Consider the following 15,025-nt stretch of genomic DNA (forward strand, 5'->3'; position numbering starts at 1 on the left):
TTTGGGTGCGCGGCCCTTTTCTTTTGGTGGTGCAAACCAACCTGTCCCCATTGCACCAGATTGGTGCGAAGGGGACAGGTTGGTTTGCACCAAATGGCAGAGAGGCGGCGTTTTCCCAGATAAAAGCTACCAAAATTAACCAGTCCCTTTTTGGCAGGTTGGTCGTAGTTATTACGTGGCGGTCGAGGTCGACCGCATAGGGTGCGCCCTGTTTGGCTAAAGTACAATTATCTGTGTTTAACTCGCCCAAGGCTGCATGGCATGGGCGATGGCCAAAAAGGAAAACCACATGGGATTCATGTCAAAGCTGCTGTCCTTTGGATCCGATAAGGACCTGAAGCGCTACTACAAGATTGTCGACAAGATCAACGGTCTTGAGCCCCAGTTTGAGAAGATGACCGAGGAAGAGCTCCGCGCCCAGACCGATAAGTTCCGTGAGCGTTACGCCAACGGCGAGTCGCTCGACGACATGCTCCCCGAGGCTTTTGCCACCGTGCGTGAGGCTTCCAAGCGCATCACGGGCATGCGTCACTTTGACGTGCAGCTCATTGGCGCCATGGCACTGCACGAGGGGCATATCGCCGAGATGAAGACCGGCGAAGGCAAGACCCTGGTCTCCACGCTGGCCGGCTACCTCAACGCTATTGCCGGCAAGGGTGTACACGTCGTTACCGTCAACGATTACCTGGCCAAGCGCGACTCCGAGTGGATGGGCCGCATCTACAAGTACCTGGGAATGACCGTCGGTCTGCTCCAGAACAACATGCCGCTTGAGCTCAAGCGTCCGGCCTACCAGGCAGACGTCACCTACGGCACCAACTCCGAGTTCGGTTTCGATTACCTGCGCGACAACATGGTCACTCGCCCCGAGCAGCGCGTGCAGCGCGGCCACCATTACGCCATCGTCGACGAGGTCGACTCCATCCTGATCGACGAGGCACGTACCCCGCTCATCATCTCGGGTGCCGGCACCAAGTCCGCCAGCACCTACAAGGACTTCGCGCGTGCCGTGCGCGGCCTTGAGCGCGGCGAGGACGTCTCGCACGACATGCTCACCGCCACCGAGGACGTAGAGCCCACGGGCGACTACGTCATGGACGAGGCCAAGCACACCATTGCCGCCACCGAGCGCGGCCTTAAGAAGATCGAGCGCCGCCTGGGTATCGAGGACATCTATGCCGACCTTTCGGGCCAGCTGGTCAACCACCTGCAGCAGGCGCTGAAGGCCCAGTACATGTTCCATCGCGACAAGCAGTACGTGGTCACTAACGGCGAGGTCAAGATCGTCGACGAGTTCACTGGCCGCATCATGGAAGGCCGCCGCTATTCCGAGGGCCTGCACCAGGCCATCGAGGCCAAAGAGGGCGTGCTCGTGCGCGAGGAGAACCAGACGCTGGCCACCATCACCTTGCAGAACTACTTCCGTCTGTATGACAAGCTCTCCGGCATGACCGGTACGGCACTCACCGAGGATGCCGAGTTCCGCGAGATCTACAAGCTGCCCGTTGAGGTCATCCCCTCCAACAAGCCCGTTCAGCGTGTTGACCATGAGGACCTGGTGTACCGCACCATCCAGGCCAAGTACAACGCCGTTGCCGATGACGTCGAGCGACGTCACGCCAAGGGCCAGCCGGTCCTGGTGGGCACCGTCTCCATCGAAAGCTCCGAGAAGCTGTCGGCCGCCCTTACCAAGCGCGGCATCGCGCACGAGGTCCTCAACGCTAAGCATCACGAGCGCGAGGCTCATATCGTTGCCCAGGCCGGACGCTACGGCGCCGTGACCATCGCTACTAACATGGCCGGTCGTGGTACCGACATCCTGCTGGGCGGCAACCCCGACGAGCTGGTGCGCGAGCGCCTTGAGTACGAGGGCCTGACCATGGAGGACGTGACGCCCGAGCAGCTCGAGCAGTTTAACGCCGAGGCCAAGGAGACCTGCAAGGCCGAGCGCGAGCGCGTGCTTGCCGCCGGCGGCCTGACCGTCATCGGCACCGAGCGCCATGAGTCCCGTCGTATCGACAATCAGCTGCGCGGCCGCTCCGGTCGTCAGGGCGATCCGGGCGAGACCCAGTTCTACCTGTCGCTTGAGGACGACCTGATGCGCCTGTTCGGTGGCGACAAGATGGATCGCGTCTCCAAGATGATGGTCACGGCAGAAATGGGCGACGACATGCCCATTCAGCATAAGATCATCTCCAAGGCCGTCGAGAGCGCCCAGCACAAGGTCGAGAGCATCAACTTCTCCATGCGCAAGAGCGTTCTTGAGTACGACGACGTCATGAATAAGCAGCGTCAGGTTATCTACGCCGAGCGCAACAAGATTCTGGACGGCAAGGATCTGACCGACCACATCACCGAGGTCATGCACGACACCGTGTACCGCTGCGTGCAGGAGTTCTGCACCAAGGACAGCCACGATGGCGAGCGCGATCTCGAGGGCCTGCGCAAGTGGGTCGTGGAGCTGACCGGGCATATCGATACGCCCAAGTTCCCCGACGAGGACTTTGAGGCCCTGGCTGCCGATGTCCTGGCCTACGTCGAGAAGTGCTACAACATGAAGGCCGAGCGCCTGGGTGAGGACCTCATGCGCGAGCTCAACACCCAGGTCATGCTGCGCGTCATCGATACGCGTTGGATGAACTACCTGCAGGAGATGGACTACCTCAAGACCGGTATCGGACTGCGCGGCTTTGGTCAGCGCGACCCGCTGGTCGAGTACAAGACCGAGGCCTACGGCGCGTTCCAGATGCTCGTCGACACCATGTACGAGGATTACCTGCGCACCGTCCTGCGCATCGAGATCAAGGCCGCCCCGCACGCCGTGGAGCACAAGGAGGACCCCGCGCTCGAGGGTGCGCGCTTCTCCGGCCCCGCCGATGTCGATGGCGACAACGGCAACTCGGTGCTGCGCAAGCAGGCACAGGTGCAGGCTCGTACGGCCGTCCAGGGAGGCCCGGCTGCCGTCAACAACGGTGGCAAGGTGACCACCTACCGCAAGGATGAGAGCGACGATCCGTACGTCAACGTTGGCCGCAATGACCTTTGCCCCTGCGGCAGCGGCAAGAAGTTCAAGTACTGCCACGGCAGGAATCGTTAATGGCCGAGGCTTTAGAGGTAACGCCCGCCGAGCTGGACGCGTTTGCGGACCGGCTCGGCGAGGTCGAGTCGTATCTTCATTTGGACGAGAAGCGCACACGCGTGACCGAGCTCGAGGCCAGAAGCGTGGCCCCCGGCTTTTGGGATGACGCCGACGCCGCTCGCGCCACCATGGAGGAGATCGCTCGCGCCAAGGAAGATATCGCTGCCGTGGATACCGCGCGCGGCGAGCTATCTGACGCCCGTGCGGCGCTGGAGCTTGCCGAGGAGATGGGCGACGACCCCGATGCCGCCGCATTGCGCGAGGAGGCTGCCGCTACGGCGGAACGCCTGGCCCGCGCCATCGACGAGCTCGAGCTTTCGAGCTGGTTTACCGGTGAGTTCGATCACGGCGACGCGATTGTGACCATCAAACCCGGACAGGGCGGCCTGGAGGCGCAGGACTGGACCTTCATGCTCTTTAAGATGTACATGAAGTACTGCCAGCGTCGCGGCTGGAAGGTCACGATTAACGACTGCCCCGCTGCCGAGGTTATCGGCATTGATCGCGCGACCTTTACCGTCGAGGGCAAGGACGCGTTTGGCATGCTGCGCGCCGAGGCCGGCGTCCACCGTCTGGTGCGTATTAGCCCCACCGACGACAAGAAGCGCCGCCAGACCACGTTTGCCGGCGTCGAGGTCATCCCCGTGCTGCCCGATGATATCGACATCGAGATCAATCCCGACGATATCCGCGTGGACGTGTATCACGCGAGCGGCCCGGGCGGCCAGGGCGTCAACACCACCGACTCCGCCGTACGCGTGACGCATTTTCCCAGCGGCATTGTTGTTACTTGCCAAAACGAGCGCAGCCAGATTCAAAACAAGGCCGCGTGCATGCAGATTCTCAAGGCCCGTCTGTACGAGATCGAGCTCGAGAAGCGTGCCGAGGCGCTCGACGAGATCCGCGGGCCAAAGACCACGATCGGGTTTGGCAACCAGATTCGCAGCTACGTGCTCTACCCGTACCAGATGGTCAAGGACCTGCGTACGGGCGTGGAGACCAGCAACGTCGAGGCCGTTCTCGACGATGGCGATCTGGATCCGTTTGTGATCGGCTACCATCGCTGGGCAACCGGCAACGCCGATGCGGAGACCCCGTCTGCATAAACCGCCCGGTTTATGTGGAGATGGATTAAAACCCTCCCAGCAGGGTGGTTTTGTATCCAGAGCAAACCCTGCGCAGGGGTGGTTTTTGTCCGGCGAATCGGTAGAATCGAATACAAGAAGAAGTTCAAAGCGCATCCGTTTGGGTGCGCTTTTTTGAGGGAGGCAGCATGGCATATCGTCTGGACATCAAGCGCATTCTTTCGATGAACTTCTTTCACGACCTGCCCCAGATCATGTTGGGGTGTGCCTTGGCCGCCATCGCGACCGACTTGTTTTTGATTCCCAACGGTCTTGCCGCCGGTGGCGTTACGGGCCTTGCCACCATTATCCAGGCGGTCGGCGCGGCGCGCGGCCTATCGCTTCCCGTTGGTATTCAGACGATCGTGATGAACGCCTTGCTGTTGTTGGTCGTTATGCGCGAGGGCGGCATGTTCTACGTGGTGCAGACCGCGACGGGCTTTGTGCTGCTGGGCTTCTTTACCGATCTGTTCGCCCCGTTTGTAGCACCTCTGGCGGATGCGGACCTGATGCTCCCTGCCATGTGGGGCGGCATTATTACGGGCATCGGTTACGGCATGGTGTTGCGCGCCGGCGCCAACACCGGCGGCTCGGACACGATTGGCCAAATCATCTCGCGTAACACCTCGCTGCCGGTGGGCTCGACCGTCATGGCGATCGATGTTGCCGTATGCGCGCTGTCGGCTCCGGTCTTTTCAACCGAAAACGCACTATATGCAGGCCTTTCGATGGTCATTAGCGGCTACGTGATCGATGCCGTGGTCGATGGTGGCAACAAGCGCCGTATGGTACTCATCATCTCGGACAAGTTCCCTGATATCGCTGCCGATATCATGTATGGCCTGGGTCGTGGTTGTACCAAGTTTAAGGCGACTGGCATGTATTCGGGTGCCGAGAAGCCAGTGATTATGGTCATCGTGAGCCGTCGAGAGCTCAATACCCTCAAGACGATCGTGCGCGAGCGCGATCCTCATGCCATCGTGACGGTTGCCGACGTTACGGAAGCCTTCGGCGAGGGATTCAAGGACATTAGCGCGTAGGGTCGATCGCGTTCCATCCAAAAGACGTTCACATTGATAAACCGTTTCATCAGCGGTTCTGCCTGCTAAATTGTTCAAATAATGATAAAAACTCTGGTAAAGCCATCAGTTTCCAGCATAATGAATGACGTACGTGCATTGCGGCTGTGTTGGGATTACCTTTCCGTGCCGTGCGCATTTTGTCTAATGAGGATGAAAGGAAGGCACAATGAGCGACGAAGAGCTCAAAAAGGTTGCCAACGAGGTAAGGAAGGGCATCGTCACCGGCGTGCACGCTGCCAAGTCCGGCCATCCGGGCGGTTCGCTCGGCGCTGCCGACATCATGACCTATCTGTACTTTGAGGAAATGAACGTCGACCCGGCCGATCCCCGCAAGGCCGATCGCGACCGTTTTGTGCTCTCCAAGGGCCATTGCGCTCCGGGCCTGTACGCCGTGCTCGCCGAGCGTGGGTTCTTCCCCAAGGAGGATCTCGAGACGCTGCGCCATATCGGCAGCCACCTGCAAGGTCATCCCAACATGAACGACACCCCGGGCGTCGATATGTCCACCGGCTCGCTCGGCCAGGGCATCTCCGCCGCCGTGGGCATGGCGGTTGCCGCCAAGCACTGGGGCGATACTTACCGCACGTACGCCCTGCTGGGTGATGGCGAGAGCGAGGAGGGCCAGGTCTGGGAGGCAGCCATGTTTGCCGGCAACCAGCAGCTCGATAACCTCTGCGTGATCGTCGACCACAACGGCCTGCAGATCGACGGCCCCGTCGAGGAGGTCAACGACCCCATGCCGCTCGCCGACAAGTTCCGCGCCTTTAAGTTCCACGTGGTGGAGCTTGCCGACGGCAACGATTTCGATCAGATCCGCGCCGCCTTTGCCGAGGCCCGCGCCACCAAGGGTCAGCCGACCGCCATCATCGCCGAGACCATGAAGGGCAAGGGCGTGTCTTTCATGGAGAACCAGGTGGGCTGGCACGGCAAGGCCCCCAACGATGAACAGTTTGAGCAGGCCATGGCAGAGCTCACGGCCGCCGGAGAGGAGCTCTAGGATGGCAGACGTCAAGAAAATCGCCACGCGCGTAAGCTACGGCGAGGCCCTCGTCGAGCTCGCCAACGAGCACGACGACTTTGTGGTCCTCGATGCCGACCTGGCTGCCGCAACGCAGACCGGCAAGTTCAAGGCCGCCTGCCCCGATCGTTTCTTTGATGTGGGCATTGCCGAGAGCAACCTGATGGGTGTCGCCGCCGGTATCGCAACCACCGGTCGCGTTGCCTTCGCGAGCACCTTTGCCATGTTTGCCGCCGGCCGCGCTTTTGAGCAGGTCCGCAACTCCATCGGCTACCCGCACCTTAACGTTAAGATTGGTGCCACGCACGCCGGCATCTCGGTGGGCGAGGACGGCGCTACTCACCAGTGCTGCGAGGATATCGCCCTGATGCGTGTCATCCCCGGCATGACCGTGATCGTTCCCGCCGACGACGTCGAGGCTCGTGCCGTGACGCGTGCCGCTTACGAGTGCGATGGCCCCGTCTACATGCGCTTTGCCCGCTTGGCCTCGCCGGTTATCAACGACCCCGAGACCTACAAGTTCGAGCTGGGCCGCGGTATCGTCATGCGCGAGGGCGCCGACGTGACCATCGTCGCCTGCGGTTTGATGGTCGGTGAGGCCCTCGAGGCCGCCGAGCAGCTCGCTGCCGAGGGCATCGACGCCGAGGTCATCAACATGCACACCATCAAGCCCATCGACGCCGACCTGATCGTCAAGAGCGCCACCAAGACCGGCCACGTCGTGACCGTCGAGGAGCACTCCGTAATCGGCGGCCTGGGCAGCGCCGTCGCCGACGTCCTGTGCGAACAGTGCCCGACGCCGCTTAAGAAGATCGGTGTCAACGACACCTTCGGCGAGTCCGGTCCGGGCGCCGAGCTCCTGCACAAGTACGGCCTGGACGCCGCCAACATCGTGGCAACCACCAAGGAGTTCTTGGCGTAAGGCGGTCTGCTTTGGCCTTAACTTGAGAGCCGCTTCCGCATTGGGCAATGAACAAGCCGGGGCGCCTTCCATATGGAGGGCACTCCGGCTTTGTGTTTGGAGACGGCAGGGAAAGAAGCTAGAGAGGTTTTACGGTCGGGGCCAGGGCGCAGTTGCGCAACATTCAGCCCTAAACCCTAACAGCCAGAGGCGAATCGGAGAGGATTTCGCCCTGAAATGCGATGGTATGCATCCACTCGAAGGCTCGCTGATTCACGCATCCTTGGCGGCAACGGCCCTCCTTGACATCATCAGGCAACCTGATGGCGTTTGAACGTCCTTATCGCGAGAGCAATGCCCGTCGCGAAAAGCAGGAGGTAGAAAGCGGCGAGGAACACGGGCAGCTCGACCACGACAGGGCCTATGGCATACGAGACCATGCCGAAGAGGTTGAGGGGGTTCAGTGCGTCGTAGGGGAACAGGTAGATGACGCGGTTCGCGATGCTGCTCGTCATCGTCGGCACGAAGATCGGAATCAAGATGAGAGCGACGCCGACTGCGAGGATTCCCATGGGGCTGTCTATCTTGGCTGACAGTGCGAGCACTATCCCAAGGAGGGCGAGGGTTGCGAGATACCCGACGAGGCAGCATATGAGGGCGGCGGCTGACAGGCTTATGCCGTAGGTGCATGTGATGTTGTAGATCTGGATGGGTAGACCTGCGCCGTCGGCTCCGTAGAAGACGAGCGTTATTGCCAGGAAGACGAGTGTGAAGACCCAGTATATGGCGCTTGCCGCGATCATAGAGGCCGCCGCCTTCGCGCGCCCGAGCCTTGATTTGCCGAACTTGGTGGACAGCAGGATGGCGTCGGTTTTGGCCCGGTACTCCCCGTTGAACACCGATGCGCACGTTATCACGACTGCGAGCATCGCGAATATGAGGAACTGGGCGAGGTTGAGGAAGTCCTCCCATCCTCCTGCGTATCCGTACTCGATGGGCGTTTGCATGCCTTGCGCCCTCTCGCTCCAGAACGCCCTCTCATCGTCGTTGTACGAGAGGGCCCCGTTCGCGTCGAGCCCGGAGGCTATCTTCGAGCGGACTCGCCCGTAGAGGTCGACGGTGCCAGTCGTGTCGATAGCGGCTGCCGCGGACACGGGCATCTGGTAGCCTTGCATCCAAGGGCTTGTCAGCAGCGCCATGAGGGCGCCGTTCTTCGCGCTGAACTCCCAGTACTCGTTCGCCTTCTCCCCGTAGGGCTTCCTGTCCGTCCTGTACTCTTCCTTGACCTCGCCGTCCGGACCGACGAACTCCTTGAACTCGCGGAGCGCCTCGGTGGCCTCCTCGTCGGTGATGGGGCCTGCGAGCGCTTCCGTGTCTGCCTTTATCTGGGCGATGGCGGCAGTGCCTTCGAATTCGGTGCCCATCTCCTTGGGGTCGAGGGCGTACTGGGACGTTATGTTGAAGAAGGCTATGACCGCGACCAGCGCCAGGACGGCCGCTATGGAAACCTGCGAGACGCGCCTTGAGAGCATCTTCTTGAGCTCGTATCTGATGAGGCTACCCACGGCGCGCTCCTTTCCTGCGTGCGATTGCGTCCCGTCCCGCTTCCGCTTTCGTCCGCGAAACCGGCAGGCCCCCGGACTGCTCCTGGAAGAGGTAGAGGTAGACGTCCTCCAGCGTCGGCTCCACGGCGCGCGCGCTCGGATGCGGGCGCTGCTGCGCCACCACGCGAACAATGGCAGAGCCGTCCTGGGCGTAGTGGATGTTGCCCACCGTGAGCGATGCCGACATGGCGTCTGCCTCCCTCGGGGCGACAGTGCACTCCCAGACGCATCCCCTGATGTCCCCTGTGATCTCGTCGACCGTGCCCGTCGTGATGATGCCGCCAGCGCGCATCACGAGGATCTCGTCGGCGATGTACTCCACATCAGAGACGATGTGCGTGGAAAGGATGACGATCTTGTCTTGGGCGAGAGAGGATATGAGGTTGCGGAAGCGGACGCGCTCCTTGGGGTCGAGCCCTGCGGTGGGCTCGTCGAGCACGAGGACAGACGGGTCGTTGAGCACCGCCTGGGCGATGCCGAGCCGCTGCTTCATGCCGCCGGAGAAGGTCTTGACCTTCCGCTTTGCGGCCTCTGCGAGACCGACAACTCCTAGGAGTTCGCGCGTACGCACTTTCGCCTGCTGCGCGGTGAGCCCCTTGAGCGATGCCAGGTACATCATGAAATCGCAGGCCGTGAAGTCCGGGTAGTAGCCGAAGTCCTGGGGCAGGTACCCGAGGCGCGCCCGATATCCGTCGCCAAGCTGGTCTATGGGGGTGCCCCCGAACAACACGCTTCCCGATGTCGGCCTCATGACGTCGCATATCATGCGCATGAGCGTGGTCTTGCCTGCGCCGTTGGCCCCGAGTAGGCCGTAGACGCCGGGCGTGAAGCTGAAGCTCACGCGGTCGACGGCGATATGGCTGCCGAACTGCTTGGTGAGCCTGTCAAGCCTGAGTTCCATGTTCGTTCCTTGTCCTTCGTTCGATGTTGCAGGCATGCAGGAGGAGAGCTAGAGTGCCGCCTTTGACGGGCGTGGCGAGAGGCCGCCTGAGACGCAGCGTATGAGCCTTGACGCCTCCAGGGCGGTGAGCGCCATGGAGGCCATGAGCGCCGTGACCCATACGGCGAGAGACGCGCCCTCGTACCAGAGGGGGAACGCCGTGCTCAGCAGCCAGAGCGCTGCGAGTACGGACATCGCAGGGGCGACGCTGGCGACGAGCGAGTTGCCCGGCAGACGGCGCGCCGCATAGAAGCAGGCGGCACACGAGCAGAAGAACGGCGTGCATGCGTACAGCAGTACGCGAAGCGCGTCGATCCCCGCGAGCGTTGGCACTGCCGCAACGGAGAGCGTAATCCAAAGCACGTCGGCAAGGCCGAAAAGCAAAAGCCTGCTCGCCAACACTTGCACGCAGCTGAACCGGCACGAGTACTCCATCTCGCAGACGCGGGTCTCGAAGCTCTTGAATACCGATGGTGCCGCTATGGCAACCGAGAGGGCCGATGCCGCCATGACGACGACGGGACTTCCCGAGCGCGGGCCGATCACGCCGACGAGAACGAGCATGCATGCCAGAAGCGCGATCTGGAGCATCCATGCCCAGGGACGCACGAACCGGACCTGGCTCGCGACGAACCGCCAGAGCGGGATGTAATCCGCCTCCCTCGCGCCTCCGCAGGCGCGAGCCGCCTCTGCTTCCACGAGCAGCAAGGTGCGCTTGCGCGCCGAGGCATCGGGGGATGCCGCGTCGGCGGCGTAGTAGCTCCTCAGCGCATCCTTTAGCTTCGAGTCATCCATTGCCTTCTCCCATCAGTTCCTTGAGCCTGCCGAGCGCGCGCCGCTCGATTCGATAGAGAGCGAACCTCGACTTCCCCGTCACGGCGGAGATATCGGACATAGGCAGGTCCTGGCCGTAGCGAAGCTCGATGACCTCGCGCTCCTCTTCCGTAAGGCGGGCGAGGGCACCCGCCATGGTCAGCCGTCCGTCCATGTCTGCATGCCGCACGTCAGGAATTGTCTGCACATCGTCCTCGTCCAAGGCACCAACCGGTCTCTGACCTCGGTAGAAGTCGGCACAGACATTGCGCGCGCAGGCGTAGAGATACGCAAGGGGCTTTCCATGCTCGGCGTATAGCGCATCGCTCCGCACGAGCCGAAGGAACACCTCCTGCGTCACGTCTTGGGCATCCTCTTTCGAGGGGAGCCTTCGCGCGCAGTAGCGGTATACCTTGTCGTAGTGCTCCTCTGCGAAGCGCCCTACCAAAGAGTCGTTCTCGCGGCCTGGCGCGTCCGCCCTGCCGTTGCTGCCGTATGGAAAGCTATGCATTCTCTTCCCTCACCTCCTATAGGGCATAACGTGGTTTGGCGCCGGGATGTGCGCGGAATTTTGATATTTACGTCCCATTTTGTATCCATGCGGCAGCCCTGTGAGTGGCGGGCATTTCACTGAATTCCAGCATGTCAGGGATGATGGCTGGGATATTAATGGGGTTAGGGTGCATCCAGAGCTTATTGCATCGGGCGGCTTGAGCGTTTTCGGAGAAGAGATTGGGCGGTTTATGCGAGAGTATTTAAGAGGTGGCACCGCTCATTAGAAAACCCTAACGTCAGACGAGTATCAGTCTGAGTGGTCTAGGTACAGAATTAAATTGATCTTAAAAGTCAATATTGACCTCAGAGGTCAATTGCAATATCCTTCTATCAAAGGAGGTGGAGATGGATATCGAATATGCAAGCAAGTCGCTGGAGAAGAGCCTTAAGGATCAGAGGGCGATAACGAGGAACTACGGCAAGATAGCCAAGAACCTCATTCATCGTCTTTCCGATCTGCGGGTTGCGAATGACCTTTCGCAGATTACCCATCTGCCGCCGCCGCGCAGGCACAAGCTGACCGGCAACTTTGAGGGCTGTTGGGGAATCGACCTCAGCAAGAACATGAGACTGGTCATCCGTCCCGTCGGGGAGTTTGACCCGGATGACCTTACGACGATCACCAGCGTCTGCATCGTGGATATTCAGGACTACCACTGAGCTAGGAGAGGAGAAGATAGCTATGAGTGATTTCATCGTCGCGCCCGGCGAGATCATCAAGGAATACCTTGATGCGCGCGGTTTGACCCAAAAGGAAGTTTCGAAGCGTACCGGCGTGAGCGAGCGCCACCTCTCCCAGCTTCTGAACGGGAAGACCAGGCTTACCGAGGACATGGCGCTGAAGCTTGAGAAGGTCATGCCCGACGTTCCCGCGAGTTTTTGGCTTAACTATGAGGTCAAGTATCAGGAGTACCTTGCCCGCGAACGCGAGGAGGCGCATCTGGAGGAGCTTGACCTTAAGGAGATCGCCAAGAGGTTTCATTTCAAGGAGGTCTTTCCGCGAACGAGCATGTCTTTGGTTGAGCAAGCTGCGGCTATGCTGAAGATTCTGGGCGTTTCGGATTTTGACCGCTACATGACTGCAATTCCCGGCGGGATGGAGTTCATGCAGGATGGTGGCAATTCGGAGGCTGTTGCCGTTTGGCTCGGGCTCTGCAAAGAGGAGATTGAGACTCAGAATAAGGATTTAAGCGATACTCAATACTCTAGAGAGCTGCTTGAGTCGTCGCTTGATCGTTTGAAGAAGATTGCCCTGAATCCAGATGTAAACGGTTCTATCAAGAGCGCACGCAAGCTTCTGAACAGGTGTGGAGTTTACCTAGTTGAGCATGAAGCTATCTCGAACGCTAAAGTACGTGGCGTGTTGACAACCTACTTGGGTCATCCTGCTATTTTCATCAGCAAGCGATACAAGACTCATGATCATGTCTGGTTTACGGTCGTGCATGAGCTTGCACACCTCTTGTTTCATTACGACCCCAAGCAGCAAATCGTGTCGATGGAAGAACTTGCAAGCGAAGAGCATAAGGACGAAGAGGCCAATGCGTTCGCAAGGCGTTTCTTCGTAGACCTGGACGAGTATGAGAGCTTTGTTGCAGCCGGTCATTTTACTGAGGGAAGAATCAGGGAATTCTCGTCCAGCCAGAGGGTGGATCCGGGTATTACGGTCGGCTTTCTTCAGCATGATGGATGCATCGGGTTTGACGCTTTCTCTAATCTTAAGTCCGCTTGTTAGTAGGTGACGCCCCATGTATGTCCTCACACTAAAGAATCGCCTAAATGAGTTCAGGGCCGTACAAAGGCTGCGGGAGCTCGGACTTTTAGACGAAGGGCTTCTGCCTTTGGTCGAGGTGGTTAAGAAGGACGTTGCCTTTGATAAGCTGGTCGATCCCTCAACGGGTGAGTACGTCAAGGTCAACAAGCCATATAAAAGTGGAAAGCGCAAAGGTCAGCCCCGTATGTGCACGGTAGATGATCTTGAGACTGAGCGCGATGTCACCTTGGATAACATTAGTGATGCCTTTGCCGGTAAAAAGGTGTTGGTCGACTTCTTCCGCTGCTATATGCCCAAATACAAAGGCGCCGACCCCTCAAAATGCAAGCTTGTTCTTAAAATGAGCAACGACTTGGCGTTTTACGAGGAGGCGGTTAAGCGGCTTGCCGACTATCGAGATCTCATCCCGGTCATCTCGGTGATTGACGAGCTGTCCAACCTCTCACCAAAATCCTTGGAAGCTTTGATTTTGGAGCTAAGGAAGACTTCTTCAAATAAACCAGTCGCCATCCGGATATCGACATATGAGGGGTACGAGCACATCTTGTCTGACCTTTTGGGGCCGGATGACTACTTGATTTACGACATCAACGAGACCCCGCCCGCTTCTCGTATCGAAGAGTTTGACGAGTTGGCTGACCTTCATATTGCGGCGCACTCTGTCCTACTGTGTTCGCCGCGCAAACGCGATGACGGGAACAAGGTGTACGAAGATGGCTGTTTCATCGACAATAGCCACATTCGTGACTTTTCCGAATATGGTTTCGAAGGCGTCGGCGACTATGCCGGGCTTCGTGATTCCTTACCGCCCCGTCCGGGCGCGGGGGCCACTGGACGTGCTCTTGCCCTTTTTTATGACGGTTCATCAAATACCTTCAAAAGGTATATCAATCCAGACGTGAAGAAAGGCCAATCCGGCTACGACGATGTCGTAAAACAGATACTTGCAGACAGGGGCGAGCTGGAAAGACGTGCTGGCGAATGCGCCGTACTGTCTGAAATAGCTGATCATGCCGCAGCCGGAAACTATGGCGGTTGGCAGACTTGGATTGTGTACACCGTTGTTCGCTACGTGCAGCAGCTCTACCTCGCCCACGGTAACAGCTACAACCTCTAGTACACAATCTCCGGCTCTAGTCTGTTGCGGTAGAACCATTCGTAGTCAATACCGAAGACCTGCGGCTTGACTTTGCAGAAGTGCTCCCAGTAGGCACCGTAGCGTTGCTTGAGATAGGCCTTAAACAGCCGATTGATTTTGGCTTGGCTGTTCTCGGCAAGACACTCTTGAATGATGGCGGGCTTTGACGTGCCCCCGCCGTCGATGCCGAAGGTCTCGCAGAGGGCGCGCTTGGGCATGACCGCGAGCTGCTTTTCGGAGTCCAGGTTGGTGCTTTTGATGGCTTTGCGCTGTGCCTTGAAGTGATAGGAGCCGTCCCTTGCGTCCTGGCTGTAGGAGTAAATCCCACAGGCCTCGGGGACGTAGCTTGGCAGTTCTTGCCAACGCTTGTCGGACGTCACGACGTAGACGGTCTCGAACACGTCGAAGTAGTCGCTCAACTGGCCCTCGAGACGATCGAACGTGTCGAGGTCGGTCTTGATCTCGTAGGCGGCGCTGTGGCCGTTGACCTTACACATGTCCACGCGGCTGTTGCCGATGGGAAGCTCGAAGATGGAGATGTTCGCGGGGCTCAGCGGAAAGAGGACCCTATCGATGAAATTGGCCTTGATGGTGGCTTCGTTCGGGTAATAACCCATCACCAAGTCGTTGATGGTCCTTCGGGCCGCGTATTTGGAGTCGAGCGCGGGGGCGAAGTCGCCGAGGACGTCTTGGATGATGGAGATGAGCTTGGATTCGGAGAGAACAGTCGAGTATGAATCGTAGAGCCGCTTTGCAGTCTCCCTCAACTCTATGTCATCAAGTAGCATGGTCTCCATCGTTACCTCCGATGGGAATTTTACCATGATGGCCCAAAAACGCTTCTTAAGTTCGGTGTGTGTAACCCAGTGGGACGTATTTCTTCGGGCACTGCCGCCTTGCGGCTCCGATGCGCGGTTGACTTTTTGACGCCCGCCTA

The 15,025-nt window shown here is 59.3% G+C and carries 13 protein-coding genes; 8 read left to right on the plus strand and 5 right to left on the minus strand.

What is annotated here, in order from left to right; genetic code table 11:
- Positions 1-289 precede the first annotated feature (289 nt).
- From secA to I2H19_RS02240, 5 genes are all read left to right on the plus strand, one after another.
- On the plus strand, positions 290-3,097 hold the full coding sequence (secA, locus tag I2H19_RS02220; protein WP_195621004.1) for a preprotein translocase subunit SecA: 2,808 nt from the start codon (positions 290-292) through the stop codon (positions 3,095-3,097).
- Positions 3,097-4,245 carry a peptide chain release factor 2 gene (gene prfB, locus I2H19_RS02225; RefSeq protein ID WP_195621007.1) on the plus strand — a complete coding sequence of 383 codons (1,149 nt, stop codon included), beginning with the start codon at positions 3,097-3,099 and terminating at the stop codon, positions 4,243-4,245. Before secA ends, prfB begins: the two co-directional genes overlap by 1 nt.
- Positions 4,246-4,412: 167 nt before the next feature.
- Positions 4,413-5,303 (plus strand): YitT family protein, encoded by an 891-nt coding sequence (locus I2H19_RS02230; RefSeq protein WP_195621009.1) that lies wholly within the window; start codon positions 4,413-4,415, stop codon positions 5,301-5,303.
- Between the two features lie 208 nt (positions 5,304-5,511).
- Positions 5,512-6,342, plus strand: coding sequence for a transketolase (locus I2H19_RS02235; protein ID WP_006235308.1), 831 nt, complete (start codon positions 5,512-5,514; stop codon positions 6,340-6,342).
- Position 6,343: 1 nt separating this feature from the next.
- Positions 6,344-7,285: a transketolase family protein gene (locus I2H19_RS02240; protein ID WP_195621011.1), complete on the plus strand. Its 942-nt coding sequence runs from the start codon at positions 6,344-6,346 to the stop codon at positions 7,283-7,285.
- Positions 7,286-7,575: 290 nt separating this feature from the next.
- On the opposite strand, the gene I2H19_RS02245 is transcribed toward I2H19_RS02240, so the two are convergent.
- The 4 genes from I2H19_RS02245 to I2H19_RS02260 are packed head-to-tail and all read right to left on the minus strand — an operon-like array spanning position 7,576 to position 11,132.
- Positions 7,576-8,829 carry a hypothetical protein gene (locus I2H19_RS02245; protein ID WP_195621012.1) on the minus strand — a complete coding sequence of 418 codons (1,254 nt, stop codon included), beginning with the start codon at positions 8,827-8,829 and terminating at the stop codon, positions 7,576-7,578.
- Positions 8,822-9,769, minus strand: a complete 948-nt coding sequence (locus I2H19_RS02250; protein WP_195621015.1) for an ABC transporter ATP-binding protein — start codon at positions 9,767-9,769, stop codon at positions 8,822-8,824. Before I2H19_RS02250 ends, I2H19_RS02245 begins: the two co-directional genes overlap by 8 nt.
- 48 nt (positions 9,770-9,817) lie before the next feature.
- On the minus strand, positions 9,818-10,603 hold the full coding sequence (locus I2H19_RS02255; RefSeq protein WP_195621017.1) for a hypothetical protein: 786 nt from the start codon (positions 10,601-10,603) through the stop codon (positions 9,818-9,820).
- Complete coding sequence (locus tag I2H19_RS02260) at positions 10,596-11,132, minus strand: RNA polymerase sigma factor (protein ID WP_195621019.1); 537 nt, start codon at positions 11,130-11,132, stop codon at positions 10,596-10,598. The genes I2H19_RS02255 and I2H19_RS02260 overlap by 8 nt, the downstream gene beginning before the upstream one ends.
- Before the next feature lie 389 nt (positions 11,133-11,521).
- Between I2H19_RS02260 and I2H19_RS02265 the strand changes: the two genes are divergently transcribed.
- Genes I2H19_RS02265 through I2H19_RS02275 form a run of 3 tightly spaced genes read left to right on the plus strand, consistent with a single transcriptional unit; the run spans position 11,522 to position 14,067 of the window.
- Positions 11,522-11,836, plus strand: coding sequence for a type II toxin-antitoxin system RelE/ParE family toxin (locus I2H19_RS02265; RefSeq protein WP_195621022.1), 315 nt, complete (start codon positions 11,522-11,524; stop codon positions 11,834-11,836).
- A 22-nt stretch (positions 11,837-11,858) separates the two neighbouring features.
- Entirely contained in the window at positions 11,859-12,911 is a 1,053-nt protein-coding gene (locus I2H19_RS02270) for a helix-turn-helix domain-containing protein (RefSeq protein ID WP_195621024.1), read from the plus strand.
- A gap of 13 nt (positions 12,912-12,924) precedes the next feature.
- Complete coding sequence (locus I2H19_RS02275) at positions 12,925-14,067, plus strand: hypothetical protein (protein WP_229089743.1); 1,143 nt, start codon at positions 12,925-12,927, stop codon at positions 14,065-14,067.
- Here I2H19_RS02275 and I2H19_RS02280 read toward each other — a convergent pair.
- Entirely contained in the window at positions 14,064-14,885 is an 822-nt protein-coding gene (locus I2H19_RS02280) for a sce7726 family protein (RefSeq protein ID WP_195621028.1), read from the minus strand. The genes I2H19_RS02275 and I2H19_RS02280 overlap by 4 nt on opposite strands.
- Positions 14,886-15,025 lie beyond the last annotated feature (140 nt).

The organism is Collinsella aerofaciens, assembly GCF_015560135.1.
Taxonomy (GTDB): Bacteria; Actinomycetota; Coriobacteriia; order Coriobacteriales; family Coriobacteriaceae; genus Collinsella; species Collinsella aerofaciens_AN.